The sequence below is a fragment of the Bacillus sp. JK106 genome, assembly GCF_053663355.1.
Genome location: NZ_JBSJQC010000008.1, coordinates 1 through 17,016 on the forward strand (window position 1 = coordinate 1; position 17,016 = coordinate 17,016).

Genomic DNA, 17,016 nt, shown 5'->3' on the forward strand with positions numbered 1-17,016 from the left:
GAGAACACTCTCAATGGTTTGGTGGCGATAGCGAAGAGGTCACACCCGTTCCCATGCCGAACACGGAAGTTAAGCTCTTCAGCGCCGATGGTAGTCGGGGGTTTCCCCCTGTGAGAGTAGGACGCCGCCAAGCTATTATTTCGGTAAAGGCAGCTCATCATGAGCTGCCTTTTTTATTTATAAGTATTGCTTCAGGAAATTAGAAACGTAATACGGAAATTTGCGTTCCGTTACCTCTAAGAACCGGCGGATCATCACATAATCATCACTGACATGCTGTGTCAGCAGTTCATACCACCACTCCGTTTCATATCTTGCAATCATCCCGATATTGTAGAGGACCAAATAATGAATAATCATTTCCGGAAGATGCAGGAAGTGATCACGCTGAGAGGGAATGTAATATTGATTTTTCTCCAAGTGAAACAATAAATTTGGAGAAGACCAAGGTTCTCTGTCTATCGGGTCAGCCTCAAAAACCAAGTGGTTATGGTCTTTCCTCAGAAAAGACCATTTCAAATGATGGTTGATATATTCAGCAAAGCGGGAATCAGACATATTGTAATGAATGACCGCATGCTCAGGCACTGAAATAAGGTCATCTTTCAGCTCTACTTGGGTCAGCCAATTCTTTTTCTCTTGGAAGTAAAAGACAGTATGCAATTCAGGTATGGCTGTCAGCAATTTCTTCATTGTGTACCGTTCTTCCTCAAGACCAGCTATTCCGAATAAGTGCTTCATTACATGAATACATAAGCCATTGCGCTGCACCTTCACTTCATCATCCCTAAAGGAGTAATTTTGCTTTTTGCGTTTCCGGGCAGTCACGCCATGTGCGAGTACTGAAGCGTGGCTTGGATAGCTTGGATCTGTGGTCAGAAGGCAGGCTTTCAGCAATTGTGACATCCCGTAAAACAACAGAATAGGCTTAATTTCTAAAGGTGAAAGAGATGCCTGCTTATAGAAGGACTCGGCGTGTTTGATAAAGAATATGAAGCGCTCACTGTTCTTAAACGCATATCGTTTTGGTTCTTCCATGCCGCTTTCTGTATAGACTTTATTTAGAAATTTCTGGGAAGATTCTACGGAATAAAATAATGATAACTCTTTCCACTCATGATCTCTCATATGTATTTTTAAACCCTTTCCTTTATCTAAATATTTCAACTCTTTTTCGCTTCCTTGACATGCTGTTTTCTAGTTGATAATCTACATATAATATTTTGCCGAAAAGAGGGGGATTTACTAATGTGGGAAAGTAAATTTTCAAAAGAAGGCTTAACGTTCGATGATGTACTGCTCGTACCGGCTCAATCAGACGTACTTCCGCGTGATGTGGATTTATCTGTTGAACTGACAAAAACGTTAAAGCTTAATATTCCTGTCATCAGTGCGGGAATGGATACAGTAACAGAATCAGCTATGGCGATTGCGATGGCCAGACAGGGCGGCTTAGGCATTATCCATAAGAACATGTCCATCGAACAGCAGGCTGAACATGTTGACAAAGTCAAACGTTCTGAACGGGGCGTTATTACAAATCCCTTCTTTTTAACACCTGATCATCAAGTATTCGATGCGGAGCATTTGATGGGGAAATACAGAATTTCCGGTGTTCCGATCGTAGATAATAAAGACGATCAAAAGCTTGTCGGTATCATTACAAACCGTGATCTTCGCTTTATCTCTGATTATTCAATGAAAATCAGTGATGTCATGACAAAAGAAGAGCTGGTTACGGCTCCTGTGGGAACCACATTAGACGAAGCAGAAAAAATCTTACAGAAACATAAAATTGAAAAACTTCCTTTAGTGGATGACCAAAACAAATTAAAAGGTCTTATCACGATCAAAGATATTGAAAAGGTTATCGAATTCCCGAATTCATCTAAAGATGAACACGGACGCCTTATTGTCGGCGCTGCGGTAGGCGTGACAGGCGATACAATGACACGCGTCAGCAAGCTTGTTGAAGCGAATGTCGACGTTATCGTGGTTGATACGGCTCACGGACATTCCAGAGGCGTACTGAACACAGTTGCGAAAATCCGTGAAACATATCCTGAACTGAACATTATCGCAGGAAATGTTGCAACGGCTGAAGCGACAAAAGCTCTGATTGAAGCCGGAGCAAATATTGTCAAAGTGGGAATCGGGCCTGGTTCTATCTGTACGACACGCGTCGTTGCAGGTGTAGGCGTACCGCAGATCACTGCCATTTATGATTGTGCCACTGAAGCGAGAAAACACGGCGCGACAATCATCGCAGACGGCGGTATTAAATTCTCCGGAGATATTACGAAAGCGTTGGCTTCAGGCGGACATGCCGTAATGCTCGGAAGCCTGCTTGCCGGTACTTCAGAAAGCCCGGGAGAGACTGAAATCTATCAGGGCAGAAGATTTAAAGTATATCGCGGTATGGGTTCTGTCGCTGCTATGGAAAAAGGCAGTAAAGACCGATATTTCCAAGAAGAAAATAAGAAATTCGTCCCTGAAGGTATCGAAGGACGGACTCCGTACAAAGGTCCTGTAGAAGAAACAGTGTATCAGCTTGTCGGCGGTCTTCGTTCAGGTATGGGATATTGCGGTTCAAAAGACTTGCGCGCTTTAAGAGAAGAGGCTCAATTCATCCGTATGACAGGTGCCGGTCTTCGTGAAAGTCATCCGCATGATGTCCAAATTACGAAAGAATCACCAAACTACACAATCTCATAATTGTTACAAATAAAAAACATTTGACAGGGTCGCTGACTCTGTCTATTTTTTTTATATCGAGTGTGATAAAATTTATACTGTTGTGTTTTGAATTTGAATATGTCCTTAACGGCTTAATTATAGATTTAAAATGAATGACGGAGGTCGTAAGATTGAACATCACGAAATGGAAACAGCTGTTGGTGTTATTAGTGGTACTGGCACTGGCCGCAACTTGCTTTGTTCCGATGTCTAAAGCGGAGGCAGCCGGCAATGACCCGATTGATGTCAACGCATCAGCTGCGATAATGATTGAGGCTTCATCGGGAAAAATTTTATACAGTAAAAATGCAGACAAAAGACTGCCGATTGCCAGCATGACAAAAATGATGACTGAATATCTGCTTCTGGAAGCCATTAAAGAAGGAAAAGTGAAATGGGACCAAACGTATACTCCTGATGATTATGTCTATGAAATTTCTCAAGACAACAGTTTATCAAACGTCCCCCTTCGAAAAGACGGCAAATACACGGTTAAAGAACTGTATCAGGCTATGGCGATTTACTCTGCTAACGGAGCCGCGATTGCAGTTGCCGAAATTCTTGCCGGAACTGAAACGAAATTTGTCGCTGAAATGAATGCGAAAGCCAAAGAATTAGGCATGACAAACTATGATTTTAAAAATGCCACAGGGCTTGTGAATGAAGACCTTCACGGCAAGCAGCCGCAAGGAGAAGGCGTTAAAGAAGAGAGTGAAGTTTCTGCTAAAGACATGGCGCTTCTTGCAGACCGCCTGATCACTGATTATCCGGAAGTTCTCAAAACAACAAGCATCGCTAAAACGAAATTCAGAGCCGGCACTGATGATGAAATGGACATGCCGAACTGGAACTTCATGTTAAAAGGTCTTGTTTCTGAATACCCTGGCGTTGACGGCTTAAAAACGGGTTCTACTGATTCTGCGGGATCTTGTTTTACAAGCACAGCACAGCGGAACGGAATGCGGGTCATCACCGTTGTATTAAACGCAAAAGGCAACCTGCATACCGGACGTTTTGATGAAACGAAAAAAATGCTCGATTACGCATTTAACAGCAATTTCTCAATGAAAGATCTTTACCCTGAAGGCTCTCAAGTAAAAGGGCACAAAACGGTTGACGTTGAAAAAGGGAAAGACAAGCAAGTTGATATTGTTACTGACAAGGCGCTTTCTATTCCTGTGAAAAGCGGGGATGAAAAGAACTATAAAGCCGAAGTGACTATAGATAAAAAAGAAATCACGGCTCCTGTGAAAAAGGGAACGAAAGTCGGAACGCTGACAGTTACATACAAAGGCAGTGACAAAGACTATGGATTCCTCAAATCCAAAGAGTTCAGCGTGAATCTTGTAACGAAAAATGATGTAGATAAAGCAAACTGGTTTGTTCAGATGATGCGCGGCATCGGCGGATTTTTCTCCGGTATCTGGAACAGCGCCGTTGACACGGTAACAGGCTGGTTTTAAGAAATAAGAAAGAGCTCTGATGAAAGTTAGGGCTCTTTTGCTTAATATACTGAAAAAAACAAATTATTAGTAAAAAATGATATCTATCTTATTCATCTCGCTGTAAAATAAGAATACCCATATGAAATATTGTATTTCTGGGATACAATAAGAGATAGACATTATCTAACTATACATTGACTAGGGGGACCAAATAATGGCTCAAACAGGTACTGATCGTGTAAAACGCGGCATGGCGGAAATGCAAAAAGGCGGCGTCATCATGGACGTTGTAAATGCTGAACAAGCGAAGATTGCGGAAGAGGCGGGAGCTGTTGCCGTAATGGCGTTAGAACGCGTTCCGGCTGATATTCGCGCTGCCGGCGGTGTTGCCCGCATGGCTGATCCGACAATCGTTGAAGAAGTAATGAATGCTGTATCCATTCCCGTAATGGCAAAAGCGCGTATCGGACATATCGTTGAAGCGCGTGTCCTTGAAGCAATGGGGGTAGATTACATCGATGAAAGTGAAGTTCTGACTCCGGCTGACGAAGAATTTCATTTAAATAAAAATGAATATACAGTCCCGTTCGTATGCGGCTGCCGTGATCTCGGCGAAGCAACTCGCCGTATCGCCGAAGGAGCTTCCATGCTTCGTACAAAAGGCGAACCGGGAACAGGAAACATTGTGGAAGCTGTCCGCCATATGAGAAAAGTAAACGCGCAAGTGCGCAAAGTTGTTGCGATGAGCGATGATGAGCTGATGACTGAAGCTAAAAACCTCGGCGCTCCTTATGAACTGCTTCTTCAAATCAAACGTGACGGCAAACTGCCTGTAGTGAACTTTGCTGCCGGCGGAGTAGCGACGCCTGCTGACGCGGCATTGATGATGCAGCTTGGCGCTGACGGCGTATTTGTCGGTTCAGGTATTTTCAAATCAGACAACCCTGCTAAATTCGCCAAAGCAATTGTTGAAGCAACGACTCATTACACAGACTACAAACTGATCGCTGAGCTTTCTAAAGAATTAGGCACAGCAATGAAAGGAATCGAAATCTCAAATCTATTGCCGGAACAGCGTATGCAAGAACGCGGATGGTAAAACCATAGGAGAGCTGGAAGCATGTTAACAATTGGTGTACTTGGACTTCAAGGAGCAGTAAGAGAACATATTCGTTCAATTGAAGCATGTGGTTCAAAAGGTGTCGTCATTAAGCGTCCTGAACAGCTGAATGACATCGACGGCTTAATCCTGCCGGGAGGGGAAAGCACGACAATGCGGCGTTTAATGGATACGTATCATTTTATGGAGCCGCTTCGCGAGTTTGCCGCCCAAGGCAAGCCGATGTTCGGCACATGCGCCGGTCTGATTATCTTAGCCAAAGAGATAGCGGGAACGGATAATGCTCATTTAGGGCTGTTGAACGTTGTTGTCGAGCGTAATTCCTTTGGCCGTCAGGTCGACAGCTTTGAAGCTGATCTGACGATTAAAGGCCTTGATGAGCCGTTTACGGGTGTATTTATTCGCGCACCGCATATTTTAGAAGCCGGAGAAGATGTTGAAGTGCTTTGTGAGCATAACGGACGCATCGTGGCTGCAAAGCAGGGAAATTTCCTCGGCTGCTCGTTCCATCCTGAACTGACGGATGATCACCGGGTGACAGAGCTGTTTGTGAAGATGGCAGAAAAGCATAAGCAGGAAACAGCTGTATAAAACAGTTGAAAACCGCTGATACTTATAGTACATTATAATCACAAATAAAGATCGAAAAGCGTTGACAGGAAGCAGTAGGGAGCCCCTCTTTCAAAGAGAGCCGATGGGTGGTGTGAATCGGTGAAAGATGCTGTCCGAATCCGTCCTTGAGCGAAATGCTGAAAACAAGTAGGCATTTACGGGAAAACCGTTATGTGTTAAAGCGGGAAGCAAGTGTGAGCTTGTTTTCAATCAGGGTGGCAACGCGAGAGCTCTCGTCCCTTTTAGGGGATGAGGGCTCTTTTTTATTTTCGATAAAAACAGATAGGAGTTGTTAGGCATGATTGATACGAAGGTGCTGAGAGCCAATTTTCAAGAGGTAAAAGCGAAGCTCATTCCAAAAGGCGAAGACTTATCTGACTTTGACAAGTTTGAAGAGCTGGATGAAAAGAGAAGAGAGCTTATCGGTAAAGTAGAAGAACTGAAGGGAAAACGCAATGAAGTGTCTCAGCAGGTCGCCGTTTTGAAACGGGAGAAAAAAGACGCTGATCATATTATTAAAGAGATGCGTGAAGTAGGCGAAGAAATTAAGAAGCTTGATGAAGAGCTTCGTACTGTCGAAACGACGCTCGAAACCATCCTTCTGTCTATTCCGAACATCCCGCACGATTCAGTGCCCGTCGGAGAAACGGAAGATGATAACATTGAAATTCGCAAGTGGGGAGAGGCGCCGGCATTTTCATATGAGCCGAAACCTCATTGGGATATCGCAGACCGCTTAAACATTCTTGATTTCGAACGCGCTTCAAAAGTAACAGGCAGCCGGTTTGTGTTTTATAAAGGATTAGGCGCCCGCCTCGAACGCGCGCTCTACAACTTTATGCTGGATCTTCACGTTGATGAATATGATTACACGGAAGTCATTCCTCCTTATATGGTAAACCGTACGAGCATGACAGGTACGGGACAGCTTCCTAAATTTGAAGAGGATGCTTTTAAAATCAGAGAAGAGGATTATTTCTTAATTCCGACGGCGGAAGTGCCGATTACAAATATGCACCGCGATGAAATCTTATCAGGTGAGAACCTGCCGATCAATTATGCCGCGTTCAGCGCCTGCTTCCGTTCAGAAGCGGGATCCGCCGGCCGTGATACACGCGGTTTGATCCGTCAGCATCAGTTCAACAAGGTTGAGCTTGTAAAGTTCGTGAAGCCGGAAGATTCTTATGAGGAGCTTGAAAAACTGACAAATCAAGCTGAGCGGGTGCTTCAGCTGCTTGAACTGCCGTATCGCGTCATGAGCATGTGTACCGGTGATCTCGGCTTTACAGCTGCGAAAAAGTACGATATTGAGGTTTGGATTCCAAGCCAAGACACATATCGTGAAATTTCTTCTTGCAGCAACTTTGAAGCCTTCCAGGCAAGGCGTGCGAACATTCGTTTCAGACGCGAAGCGAAAGGCAAGCCGGAGCATGTGCATACATTAAACGGTTCAGGTCTTGCAGTCGGCCGAACAGTAGCTGCCATCTTGGAAAACTACCAGCAGGAAGACGGAAGTGTCATCATTCCTAAAGTGCTTCGTCCTTATATGGGAAATAAAGAAGTCATCAAACCATAAAAAGGTGCGCCCTAGAGGCGCGCCTTTTTTGCTGCCCGGTATAGAGCGGCGGCATTCCGAGCTGTGCTTTCAAGGTTAAAACGGCCGGATGCTAAGGCGTCTTCAAGACTTACAGCGCCGGGCACGATAGAAAATACAGCTGTTATTCCTGCGCTGTAAACATGCTCGAAATTTTTGCCTAAGGAGCCCGCCAATGCGATAACGGGAATTTCTTGAGCGGCTGCGCGTGAGGCGATCCCGGCGGGGGTTTTACCGAATATCGTTTGTCCGTCAATCTGGCCCTCTCCGGTAATGACAAGGTCAGCATCTCTTATCTGATCTGAGAAGGACAGTGTATCTAATACAACGTCAATCCCGCTTTGAAGTTCTGCCTGTAAGAAAGCGATCAGTCCAGCGCCCAGCCCCCCTGCGGCGCCCGCGCCTTTTACGGTATCCGCTTCGATATCGTGCTGACGTCTCAATACGTCAGCGAAATGGCGTAAATTGCAATCCAATACAACTTTAGTCTTCTCGGACGCCCCTTTTTGCGGGCCGAAGACATATGACGCGCCGTTTTCACCGGTCAGGGGATTTTCGACATCACATGCGGCACGAAAACGGATATGTTTCAGATCAGGGGAGAGCCCGCTTATATCAATAGAAGCTAGGGTGTGCAGAGCGCCTCCGCCGTCAGGTATCTCCTGACCTTCCTCATTTAAGAAACGCACACCGAGCGCGCTCGCCATTCCTGTTCCGCCGTCATTGGTTGCACTCCCGCCAAGCCCGATGATGATCTCACTCGCCCCGCGGGAGGCTGCATCCGCTATCAGTTCACCCGTTCCTCTTGTCGTTGTGTTCAACGGATCTCTGAGGTGGCGGGGAACGAGATGGAGTCCCGATGCTTCCGCCATTTCAATGACTGCCGTGCGTCCGTCTCCCAGAAGTCCATATGCGGCGTTTACCGGTGTTCCCAGCGGACCGGTCACAGTTTTTTTGATGATGCTTCCGCCAGTGGCATCCGTCAAAGCCTGAACGGTTCCTTCTCCGCCATCAGCCGCGGGTATCTTGGTATATTCCGCGTCAGGGAAGACCGCTTTGAATCCTTTTTTTATGCTGTCAGCTGCTTCTTTTGATGTCATGCTTTCTTTGAAAGAATCGGGTGCAATGATGATTTTCATTATGTTCTCCACCTTTATGAGCAGGTTATCTGTTTGAATCTATTCTTGATTTATACTGTGTTTTCCTGCCCGTATGGCATACTGAGGTTGAATTGGACGCAAGACTTTTGTATGATAGTAAAGCTGACGGAAAAGCTGTTTAAGAAATGAAATAAAAAATATGAAAAAGCGCTTGACTGAAATTTGGGTCATGTGGTATATTATTAAATGTCGATACGGAGGAATACCCAAGTCTGGCTGAAGGGATCGGTCTTGAAAACCGACAGGGGTGTCAAAGCCCGCGGGGGTTCGAATCCCTCTTCCTCCGCCATATTGATTTTAAACCTAATGAAACTCGAGCATATATTGGAGATTGTTTTGTCCGCTGCATGTGATGCAGCGGATTTTTTATATGCAAAAAAAGCGATTTTCTCTGTTCGGGGAAAATCGCTTTGCTATTTTTATTTGTTTCTGTTTTCGTTGATCACGTGACTGATTTTTTCGATCAAAGGTTCCAGTGACTGTTCATCAGCTTCAAGGTCATAATCTTCAATGCGTACTTTCAGCACAGGGCAGGCGTTAAAACCGCTGATCCAGTCTTCGTACCGTGTATACATCTCTTCCCAATAAGAGCGGTTTGTCTGCAGCTCCATCTCGCGGCCCCGCTTTTCAATCCGGCTTATAATGTATTCAAGGTCGCCTTCTAAGTAGATCAAAACATCAGGATGCGGGAAATACGGCGTCATGACCATCGCCTCAAATAGGCTTGTGTATGTTGTGTAATCTGTCAGCGACATGGTTCCTTTATCCGCATGCATTTTTGCGAATATGCCTGTATCTTCATAAATCGAACGGTCCTGTACGAATCCGCCGCCTGATTCAAACATGTTTTTCTGCTCTTTGAACCGCTCAGCCAGAAAATAAATTTGCAAATGGAAGCTCCAGCGTTCAAAATCGTGATAAAACTTCTCTAAATAAGGGTTTTCATCCACTTCCTCAAGTGAGGTATGAAACCCGAGCCGTTTTGCTAAAGCTTTGGTCAAAGTCGATTTTCCGACTCCTACCGTTCCTGCTACTGTTATAATGGCATTGTTTGGAATATGAATGTCTTTCATTTAATAAGCTCCTTTACCTGACGGGCAATTCTTTCATAGTCTGTCTTATTCAAAACAAAGTCTTCAGTATCACCGTCAATGGTCAGTACAGATATATCCGGATCTTCTTCCTGAAGCTGTCTGATGGCTGTGTCGTAATCTGCAATGAGATGTTCCAGATATTGATGTTCGATATTTTTCTCAAACGGGCGCCCGCGTTTTTCAATGCGTTGAAGCAATGTCGGCAGGCTTGCCTTTATGTATACAATGATATTGGGCTTCGGCAGGTCGTGAGTGAGCAGATGATAGATCTGCTTATACTTCTCAAGCTTTTGGCCGTGCAATGTACGCTCTGCGAAAATAACATTTTTATAAATATGATAATCGGACAAAACGGGCTGTCCTTGTTTTAAATAATCTCGATCGGTGTCTTCAAGCTGTTTATACCTGTGACATAGAAAAAACATTTCAAGCTGGAAACTCCACTCCTCGATATTGTCATAAAACTTATCGAGATAAGGGTTGTCTTCCACAATCTCATTAATCATAGGAAAACCGAGCTCTTCAGAAAGCATCGTAGCGAGTGTCGTTTTTCCTGCCCCGATAGGACCTTCTACCGCGATAAAAGGGGCTCTGTTCATTGAAAATCCTCCTTAATTCTGCAAACATCCGTCAGCTGCCGGCCTTTATATTGTATCACACTCACAGAAAAGCCCATGAAAAAAGACGCTTCCAATTAACGAAACGTCTCTTTTACAATATGAAATTGATCGCCGAGCAAAAGCCAGTTTTGCGGGAAAGAAAGGCCGAGTTTCCAATAGCTGATTCCTCTTAAATGAAGTTCTTTAATTAAATTGAATTTCGCTTGAATGGATCGTGCGTCTTCAAACCATACTTCATGCCGTTTCTGATTTGCATCCGTGTATCGGAAGAAGGGAGCCTGGGCGGTTTCGTCATATTGAATGTCGACTTTATAGCGTGCGGCCAGAGCGATTGCCTGCTGAGGACTGACGGCTTTCGCTGTCGTTCCCTGTTTGAAAGGCAGTGTCCAATCATAGCCGTACATATTCTGGCCCATGACGATTTTTGAAGAAGGCATTTCCGTCAGCGCGTACTCGATGACATTTCTTACAGGGCCGATAGGTGATACGGCCTGAGCCGGGCCTCCGCTGTACCCCCACTCATATGTCATAATCACGACAAAATCGACGATTTCTCCATGTGCCCTATAGTCATGAGCTTCGTACCATTTGCCGGCCTGAGTCGCGCTCGTTTTCGGAGCAAGCGCCGTTGAAATCTTCCAGCCTTCCCGATGAAAAATCGTTCTCGCTTCACGTAAAAAGCGATTGTAAGCTTCCCTGTCCTGTGGACGTAAATATTCGAAATCAAAGTGAATATCGCGAAAGCCGTACTTTTTAGCCGTGGAGACGATTTCCTGAAAGAGTTTTGTTTTCACTGTATTGTCATTCAAGATGAGCCGCCCGAGTTCATCGCTGAATGCGTCATTTTCAAGGTTGGTGATGATCATCATCAGTGTGGTGTTGTGCCTGTCACTGATGCTTTTTAAATTGGTCAGAGGCGGTTCCTTTAAAGTTCCGTTCCGCTGCACTTGAAAACTGAATGCGCCGAGGTATGTTAAATAAGGAGAGGCCTCCCTTGCCGCCTGCTGCAGATTAGCGCTTACGCTCGTTCCCCGCGGTTCTATATATGCGTTTGATTCGATATCGGGCTTATTCGCCTGCTGCGGAATGTAAAGGCGGGTTCCGACTCTCAATGTGGTGCCGGGCTGAATTCCGTTCACCCTCGCAAGCTCCGCGGCCGATATATGAAAACGGCCGGCGATTGACGCGAGAGTATCACCTTGTTTTACTTCGTAATATTGACCCTCAATCGGGATGACAAGGGTTTGTCCGACAACCAATGTATTGGGATTAGGCAGTTTATTTGCTTCCGCAATGACATTTGCGGCTGTCCGGTAGCGCGCCGCAATAGCGGAAAGCGTGTCGCCCCGTTTCACTATATAGATCTGAATGAAAAACGCCTCCTTTCATATCCGCTATCAAATATATGAAAAAAGGAGGCTGATCATGTTTATTTTTCGGCGGTAATTTGTTTTTCCGTGGTTATTTCTGCGAAGAGAACATTCTCCATCATGGTCAAAGCGAAATCATTGTCTTCGTCGTTATTGGAAGCGGTGCAGTCTTTCGGAATGGCAATGCTGTATTCTCTCATATAAGCGTCGTTGGCCGTGAACAGCACACAAATGTTCCCGGCAATCCCCGTGATGATTAATCGGTTCACTTGTAATTCGGTCAGAAGGGTGTGAAGCGCCGTTTCGTAAAAAGCGGAATGCTTCGGTTTAATGAGAAAATAATCATCCGGCTGAGGCGAAATATCTTTTATAATGGAGGCGCTTCTGTCGTTGCTGCATTCCTCCCTGATAGCATCAATATCAGCCTTCCAGAGCCCGTAATGATCATTAATATAAATAATCGGCCAGTTGCTTTGTTTTGCATGCTTCTTTAATGATAAAATACGGGGGACAATTTGTTTGGTTTTTTCAGCAAGACGTTCGCCCATATCAAATTGAAAATTGTTGATCATATCGACAATCAGAAGGGCTGTGTTGTTAGGTTCAGACAATACCGGCAACTCCTTTCTGCTGGGGTATTCCTATTTTAACCTTTATGAGACATGAAAAAACTTAAGAAGAGAGCTCGAACCTATGAATGATGAATATTATATGAGAGAAGCCATAAAAGAAGCGAAGAAAGCCGAAGCGAAAGGTGAAGTGCCGATCGGAGCAGTTCTTGTTCTGCATGATGAGATCGTGGCGCGGGCGCATAATCTGCGGGAGACTGAACAGAGGTCGCTTGCCCACGCCGAAATGCTGGCGATAGACGAAGCGTGCCGTAAGCTGGGGACATGGAGACTTGAGGATGCCGTTCTTTATGTCACTTTGGAGCCGTGTCCGATGTGCGCGGGAGCCGTCGTGCTTTCGAGAGTCGATAAGGTCGTATTCGGCGCATTTGATCCCAAGGGGGGCTGTACAGGAACGCTGATGAACCTCTTGCAGGAAGAGCGGTTCAACCACCAAGCGGAAGTGGTGAGCGGCGTGCTCGGAGAAGAGTGCGGAGAAATGCTCAGCGCTTTTTTCAGAAAGCTGCGCCGGCAAAAGAAAGACATGAGGAAAAAGTTGTCTGAGTAGTACGGTTGCATTTTCTGCCTGAAGCAGATATACTTATGTGTGCATCATGAATGGTGCGCATATCAAAATTTGATATTTATTTTGCCGTGCTAAGCGGGGAGGTAGCGGTGCCCTGTACCCGCAATCCGCTCTAGCGGGGCCGAATCCCTTCTCGAGGTTCGTTTACTGTAAGGTCTGCCTTAAGTAAGTGGCGTTGACGTCTGGGTCCTGCGCAATGGGAATTCATGAACCATGTCAGGTCCGGAAGGAAGCAGCATTAAGTGAAACCTCTCATGTGCCGCAGGGTTGCCTGGGCTGAGCTAACTGCTTAAGTAACGCTTAGGGTAGCGAATCGACAGAAGGTGCACGGTAAATCAATCATCAAATTTCAGACTCACCTGTTTATGGCAGGTGAGTTTTTTCGTATATGAAAAACGGGTTTTGGCGTTAAAAGCACGTTCATGTATAATAAACATGATGAATAACAGAGGAGGGCGCATCCTGTGGGTTACCAAGCTTTATATCGAGTATTTAGGCCTCAGCAGTTTGGAGATGTGGTCGGACAGGAACACATTACGAAAACGCTGCAAAATGCCCTTTTGCAAAAGAAATTTTCTCATGCATATCTGTTTTCTGGACCGCGGGGAACGGGAAAAACCAGTGCAGCTAAAATATTTGCGAAAGCAGTCAACTGTGAGCACGCCCCTGTAGAAGAACCGTGCAATGAGTGCGCGGCATGCAAGGGGATCACAAATGGCTCTATATCAGATGTGATTGAAATAGATGCGGCGTCGAATAACGGCGTAGACGAAATCCGCGACATCCGTGACAAAGTAAAATTTGCCCCGTCGGCCGTTACTTACAAGGTATATATTATAGATGAGGTGCATATGCTCTCTATCGGCGCATTCAATGCGCTTCTGAAAACGCTGGAAGAACCGCCGGCACATTGCATTTTCATATTAGCTACGACTGAGCCTCATAAGATTCCTTTAACCATTATCTCCAGATGTCAGCGTTTTGACTTCAAACGGATTACATCCAAAGCAATTGTCGGACGAATGAAGACAATCGTCGATGCAGAGCAGCTGAAGGTGGAAGAAGGAGCCCTTGATATCATAGCGAGTGCTGCGGACGGAGGAATGAGGGACGCGCTGAGCCTGCTCGATCAAGCTGTATCATTCAGCGGCGAGGAGCTGTCGGTGGATGACGCTTTGCTCATTACCGGAGCCGTTTCTCAGCACTATATTGGAAAACTGGCATCTGCTCTTCACCGCAAACAGGTTTCCGAGGCATTGGAAACACTGAATGAATTGCTCCAGCAGGGGAAAGATGCGGCCAAACTGATTGAAGATATGATTTTCTATTTCAGGGATATGCTCTTGTACCAGGCCGCTCCCGGTTTAGAAGGAGTCCTGGAGAAGGTGAAGGTCGATGAAACGTTTCGGAATCTGAGCGGTGACATACCGGCCCCCGCTTTATATGAGATGATTGATATCCTGAATAAAAGCCATCAGGAAATGAAGTGGACGAACCACCCAAGAATCTTTTTTGAAGTGGCTGTCGTGAAAATATGCCAGACGGCACAGCAATCCGCCGGAGACATCCCTGAGGTCGGCATGCTGATGAATAAGATCCAGCAGCTTGAGCAGGAAGTAGAAAGGCTGAAAACCTCCGGTGTGAAGGTTCAGATGGAAAGCGCTCCGAAAGAAGCTCCGCGTCCTCAAAAAGGCGGAAAAAGCCATTATAAAGCCCCGGTCGGAAGAATTCATGAGATATTGAAGGAAGCCACAAGACCTGATCTTGAACAGCTTAAAAGCAGCTGGGGCAAGCTGCTGGCACACCTGAAACAGCAGAATAAGGTATCTCATGCGGCTCTTTTGAATGACAGTGAACCGGTGGCCGCTGCTCAAAAGGCATTTGTGCTTAAATTTAAATACGAAATCCATTGTAAAATGGTTGCAGAAGACAATAACGGAGTCCGTACGAATCTTGAACAGATTCTCGAATCAATGCTCGGGAAAAGAATGGATTTGATTGGCGTTCCGGAAGCACAATGGGGTAAAATAAGAGAAGAATTTTTAAATGATCACCAGCAGGAAAGTGAAGGATCAAACGAACCGGCTGAAGAAGATCCGCTGATTGCAGAGGCGAAAAAACTTGTCGGAGCGGATTTAATCGAAATAAAAGACTAATAAGATGAAAGAGAGTGATTGAATATGCGTGGCGGAATGGGAAACATGCAAAAAATGATGAAACAAATGCAAAAAATGCAAAAGGATATGGCGAAGGCTCAGGAGGAACTTGCTGAAAAAGTGCTTGAAGGCACAGCGGGCGGCGGTATGGTGACTGTAAAAGTCAACGGCCAAAAAGAAGTTGTAGACGTTGCCATTAAAGAAGAAGTTGTTGATCCGGAAGATATCGAAATGCTTCAGGACCTGGTTCTTGCTGCGACAAACGACGCCCTCAAAAAAGTGGATGACATGACGAATGAGACAATGGGACAATTTACAAAAGGAATGAACATACCGGGTTTATTCTAGGGGGATAAATAAACATGCAGTATCCTGAACCAATATCAAAGCTGATTGACAGCTTTATGAAATTGCCAGGGATCGGACCGAAAACAGCGGTTCGTCTGGCTTTTTTTGTTCTAGGTATGAAAGAAGACACAGTATTGGATTTTGCTAAGGCGCTTGTCAATGCGAAGCGGAATCTGACATATTGCTCGATTTGCGGACATATTACAGATCAGGACCCTTGTTATATATGTGAGGACACAAGAAGGGATAAGTCTGTTATTTGTGTCGTGCAGGACCCTAAGGATGTGATCGCAATGGAGAAAATGAAGGAATATAACGGCCAGTATCATGTTCTTCACGGCGCGATTTCACCAATGGACGGCATCGGCCCGGAGGATATTAAGATTCCGGAGCTGCTGAAACGTCTTCAGGATGATCAAGTGACAGAAGTTATTCTCGCAACCAACCCTAATATTGAAGGGGAAGCAACAGCGATGTATATATCAAGGCTGTTAAAGCCCTCAGGCATCAAGCTCTCCCGTATTGCCCACGGTCTGCCCGTCGGCGGTGATTTGGAATATGCTGATGAGGTCACTCTTTCAAAAGCTCTTGAAGGAAGACGTGAATTGTAAGGGAGGAAAAGGCAAGGCATGGGTTTTCTTCGCAGAAATACATTAAGAAAAGAGTTTGACGAGAAGCTGATAGAACAGCTCTTTAAACAAAAAGAAGAATGGAACAGACAGAAGAGTCTGGTCGAGAAAAGTCTAGAGCCCTCCGCTGAAGTGTTGTTTGAGCTGAAAGTCGCTGAATCTAAGTACTTTTTTTATTTGAAAGAAGCGAAGCAGCGGAATTTGAAAATGAGCAGATGGAAGTAAGAGGTCTATTCTCCGGAATCTTCTCATAAGCTTGTACTAAACAAGCGAGGGGGAAGATTCATGGAGCCTTTTTTCATTATCGGTTTGATTGTCGGTCTGGTTGCTTTGCTTTTTTTATGGGGAGTATCTTCAAAACCGTTAAGGTGGATTGGTGTGACTGCCATTAAGTTTATTGCCGGCGCGATTCTGTTGGTGGGTGTGAACTTGTTCGGCGGTAGTCTCGGTATTCATATCCCTGTTAACCTGATTACAACGGGCATCAGCGGGATTCTGGGAATTCCCGGCATTGCGGCTTTGATAGTCATTAAACGCTTCATCATTTAATTTGTCGATTATTGTTGACATGTTGGATCATGGGTGGTATTCTAATATACGTCGCTGATGACGAAACGAATTCTTGAAAAAGAAATTTTAAAAAGTTATTGACGATACTGACACTGAGATGTTATAATAATTAAGTCGCTTCAAGAGCGATGGACAAAGTTCTTTGAAAACTAAACAAGACAAAACGTACCTGTTAATTCAAAGTTTTAAATAAATCGCACAGCGATGTGCGTAGTCAGTCAAACTAAGGTCTGCATGATGCAGATCACACAGACGTTACTGCAGGATGCAGTGAACTTAGTCTGTGATCCATTTATCGGAGAGTTTGATCCTGGCTCAGGACGAACGCTGGCGGCGTGCCTAATACATGCAAGTCGAGCGGACAGATG

17 protein-coding genes, 1 tRNA gene, 2 rRNA genes, 1 other RNA gene and 1 other annotated feature are annotated in these 17,016 nt (G+C 45.2%); of the genes, 15 read left to right on the plus strand and 6 right to left on the minus strand.

The window, feature by feature from the left end; translation table 11 throughout:
- Positions 1–17: 17 nt before the first annotated feature.
- Positions 18–133 (plus strand): 5S ribosomal RNA (gene rrf / locus ACWJJS_RS19690).
- Between the two features lie 44 nt (positions 134–177).
- On the opposite strand, the gene ACWJJS_RS19695 is transcribed toward rrf, so the two are convergent.
- Positions 178–1,128, minus strand: coding sequence for a YaaC family protein (locus ACWJJS_RS19695; protein ID WP_070082678.1), 951 nt, complete (start codon positions 1,126–1,128; stop codon positions 178–180).
- 120 nt (positions 1,129–1,248) lie between these two features.
- Between ACWJJS_RS19695 and guaB the strand changes: the two genes are divergently transcribed.
- The 5 genes from guaB (at position 1,249) to serS (ending at position 7,489) form a co-directional block, all read left to right on the plus strand.
- Positions 1,249–2,715, plus strand: a complete 1,467-nt coding sequence (gene guaB / locus ACWJJS_RS19700; RefSeq protein WP_003150717.1) for an IMP dehydrogenase — start codon at positions 1,249–1,251, stop codon at positions 2,713–2,715.
- A gap of 152 nt (positions 2,716–2,867) precedes the next feature.
- A complete protein-coding gene (gene dacA / locus ACWJJS_RS19705; protein ID WP_454023832.1) occupies positions 2,868–4,199 on the plus strand; it encodes a D-alanyl-D-alanine carboxypeptidase in 1,332 nt (443 codons plus the stop codon).
- 196 nt (positions 4,200–4,395) lie between these two features.
- Positions 4,396–5,280 carry a pyridoxal 5'-phosphate synthase lyase subunit PdxS gene (pdxS, locus tag ACWJJS_RS19710; protein WP_003150714.1) on the plus strand — a complete coding sequence of 295 codons (885 nt, stop codon included), beginning with the start codon at positions 4,396–4,398 and terminating at the stop codon, positions 5,278–5,280.
- A gap of 21 nt (positions 5,281–5,301) precedes the next feature.
- On the plus strand, positions 5,302–5,892 hold the full coding sequence (gene pdxT / locus ACWJJS_RS19715) for a pyridoxal 5'-phosphate synthase glutaminase subunit PdxT (protein WP_007615126.1): 591 nt from the start codon (positions 5,302–5,304) through the stop codon (positions 5,890–5,892).
- Positions 5,893–5,944: 52 nt separating this feature from the next.
- Positions 5,945–6,157, plus strand: a binding site (T-box leader).
- A 54-nt stretch (positions 6,158–6,211) separates the two neighbouring features.
- Complete coding sequence (serS, locus tag ACWJJS_RS19720) at positions 6,212–7,489, plus strand: serine--tRNA ligase (RefSeq protein WP_003150709.1); 1,278 nt, start codon at positions 6,212–6,214, stop codon at positions 7,487–7,489.
- Between the two features lie 11 nt (positions 7,490–7,500).
- Here serS and ACWJJS_RS19725 read toward each other — a convergent pair whose 3' ends face one another.
- Positions 7,501–8,646 carry a glycerate kinase gene (locus ACWJJS_RS19725; protein ID WP_454023833.1) on the minus strand — a complete coding sequence of 382 codons (1,146 nt, stop codon included), beginning with the start codon at positions 8,644–8,646 and terminating at the stop codon, positions 7,501–7,503.
- 217 nt (positions 8,647–8,863) lie between these two features.
- Between ACWJJS_RS19725 and ACWJJS_RS19730 the strand changes: the two genes are divergently transcribed.
- Positions 8,864–8,956: transfer RNA gene (locus ACWJJS_RS19730), tRNA-Ser, on the plus strand.
- 130 nt (positions 8,957–9,086) lie between these two features.
- On the opposite strand, the gene dck is transcribed toward ACWJJS_RS19730, so the two are convergent.
- From dck to ACWJJS_RS19750, 4 genes are all read right to left on the minus strand, one after another.
- Positions 9,087–9,740 (minus strand): deoxyadenosine/deoxycytidine kinase, encoded by a 654-nt coding sequence (gene dck / locus ACWJJS_RS19735; RefSeq protein WP_015388792.1) that lies wholly within the window; start codon positions 9,738–9,740, stop codon positions 9,087–9,089.
- Positions 9,737–10,360 carry a deoxyguanosine kinase gene (gene dgk, locus ACWJJS_RS19740; protein ID WP_003150705.1) on the minus strand — a complete coding sequence of 208 codons (624 nt, stop codon included), beginning with the start codon at positions 10,358–10,360 and terminating at the stop codon, positions 9,737–9,739. The genes dck and dgk overlap by 4 nt, the downstream gene beginning before the upstream one ends.
- A gap of 95 nt (positions 10,361–10,455) precedes the next feature.
- Complete coding sequence (locus ACWJJS_RS19745; RefSeq protein WP_032858525.1) at positions 10,456–11,739, minus strand: LysM peptidoglycan-binding domain-containing protein; 1,284 nt, start codon at positions 11,737–11,739, stop codon at positions 10,456–10,458.
- Positions 11,740–11,810: 71 nt separating this feature from the next.
- A complete protein-coding gene (locus ACWJJS_RS19750; RefSeq protein WP_014304186.1) occupies positions 11,811–12,362 on the minus strand; it encodes a cysteine hydrolase family protein in 552 nt (183 codons plus the stop codon).
- A gap of 82 nt (positions 12,363–12,444) precedes the next feature.
- On the opposite strand from ACWJJS_RS19750, the gene tadA reads away from it, so the two are divergent.
- The 8 genes from tadA to ACWJJS_RS19790 form a co-directional block, all read left to right on the plus strand.
- Positions 12,445–12,927 (plus strand): tRNA adenosine(34) deaminase TadA, encoded by a 483-nt coding sequence (tadA, locus tag ACWJJS_RS19755; RefSeq protein ID WP_007615141.1) that lies wholly within the window; start codon positions 12,445–12,447, stop codon positions 12,925–12,927.
- An 84-nt stretch (positions 12,928–13,011) separates the two neighbouring features.
- Positions 13,012–13,276: signal recognition particle sRNA large type (gene ffs / locus ACWJJS_RS19760), an RNA gene on the plus strand.
- A 133-nt stretch (positions 13,277–13,409) separates the two neighbouring features.
- On the plus strand, positions 13,410–15,101 hold the full coding sequence (gene dnaX / locus ACWJJS_RS19765; protein ID WP_454023834.1) for a DNA polymerase III subunit gamma/tau: 1,692 nt from the start codon (positions 13,410–13,412) through the stop codon (positions 15,099–15,101).
- Positions 15,102–15,125: 24 nt separating this feature from the next.
- On the plus strand, positions 15,126–15,449 hold the full coding sequence (locus ACWJJS_RS19770; RefSeq protein ID WP_003150700.1) for a YbaB/EbfC family nucleoid-associated protein: 324 nt from the start codon (positions 15,126–15,128) through the stop codon (positions 15,447–15,449).
- 14 nt (positions 15,450–15,463) lie between these two features.
- Complete coding sequence (recR, locus tag ACWJJS_RS19775) at positions 15,464–16,060, plus strand: recombination protein RecR (protein ID WP_003150697.1); 597 nt, start codon at positions 15,464–15,466, stop codon at positions 16,058–16,060.
- 18 nt (positions 16,061–16,078) lie between these two features.
- Entirely contained in the window at positions 16,079–16,303 is a 225-nt protein-coding gene (locus ACWJJS_RS19780; protein ID WP_007408755.1) for a YaaL family protein, read from the plus strand.
- 60 nt (positions 16,304–16,363) lie between these two features.
- Complete coding sequence (locus tag ACWJJS_RS19785; RefSeq protein WP_003150686.1) at positions 16,364–16,627, plus strand: pro-sigmaK processing inhibitor BofA family protein; 264 nt, start codon at positions 16,364–16,366, stop codon at positions 16,625–16,627.
- Positions 16,628–16,940: 313 nt separating this feature from the next.
- Positions 16,941–17,016: ribosomal RNA gene (locus ACWJJS_RS19790) — 16S ribosomal RNA — on the plus strand; the annotation flags it as partial.

Coding starts and splice junctions, on each gene's coding strand:
- pdxT (WP_007615126.1), top strand. CDS start 5,302: ATGTTAACAATTGGTGTACTTGGACTTCAAGGAGCAGTAAGAGAACAT.
- ACWJJS_RS19695 (WP_070082678.1), bottom strand. CDS start 1,128: ATGAGAGATCATGAGTGGAAAGAGTTATCATTATTTTATTCCGTAGAA.
- pdxS (WP_003150714.1), top strand. CDS start 4,396: ATGGCTCAAACAGGTACTGATCGTGTAAAACGCGGCATGGCGGAAATG.
- serS (WP_003150709.1), top strand. CDS start 6,212: ATGATTGATACGAAGGTGCTGAGAGCCAATTTTCAAGAGGTAAAAGCG.
- ACWJJS_RS19785 (WP_003150686.1), top strand. CDS start 16,364: ATGGAGCCTTTTTTCATTATCGGTTTGATTGTCGGTCTGGTTGCTTTG.
- dck (WP_015388792.1), bottom strand. CDS start 9,740: ATGAAAGACATTCATATTCCAAACAATGCCATTATAACAGTAGCAGGA.
- tadA (WP_007615141.1), top strand. CDS start 12,445: ATGAATGATGAATATTATATGAGAGAAGCCATAAAAGAAGCGAAGAAA.
- guaB (WP_003150717.1), top strand. CDS start 1,249: ATGTGGGAAAGTAAATTTTCAAAAGAAGGCTTAACGTTCGATGATGTA.
- ACWJJS_RS19725 (WP_454023833.1), bottom strand. CDS start 8,646: ATGAAAATCATCATTGCACCCGATTCTTTCAAAGAAAGCATGACATCA.
- ACWJJS_RS19780 (WP_007408755.1), top strand. CDS start 16,079: ATGGGTTTTCTTCGCAGAAATACATTAAGAAAAGAGTTTGACGAGAAG.
- dgk (WP_003150705.1), bottom strand. CDS start 10,360: ATGAACAGAGCCCCTTTTATCGCGGTAGAAGGTCCTATCGGGGCAGGA.
- ACWJJS_RS19770 (WP_003150700.1), top strand. CDS start 15,126: ATGCGTGGCGGAATGGGAAACATGCAAAAAATGATGAAACAAATGCAA.
- recR (WP_003150697.1), top strand. CDS start 15,464: ATGCAGTATCCTGAACCAATATCAAAGCTGATTGACAGCTTTATGAAA.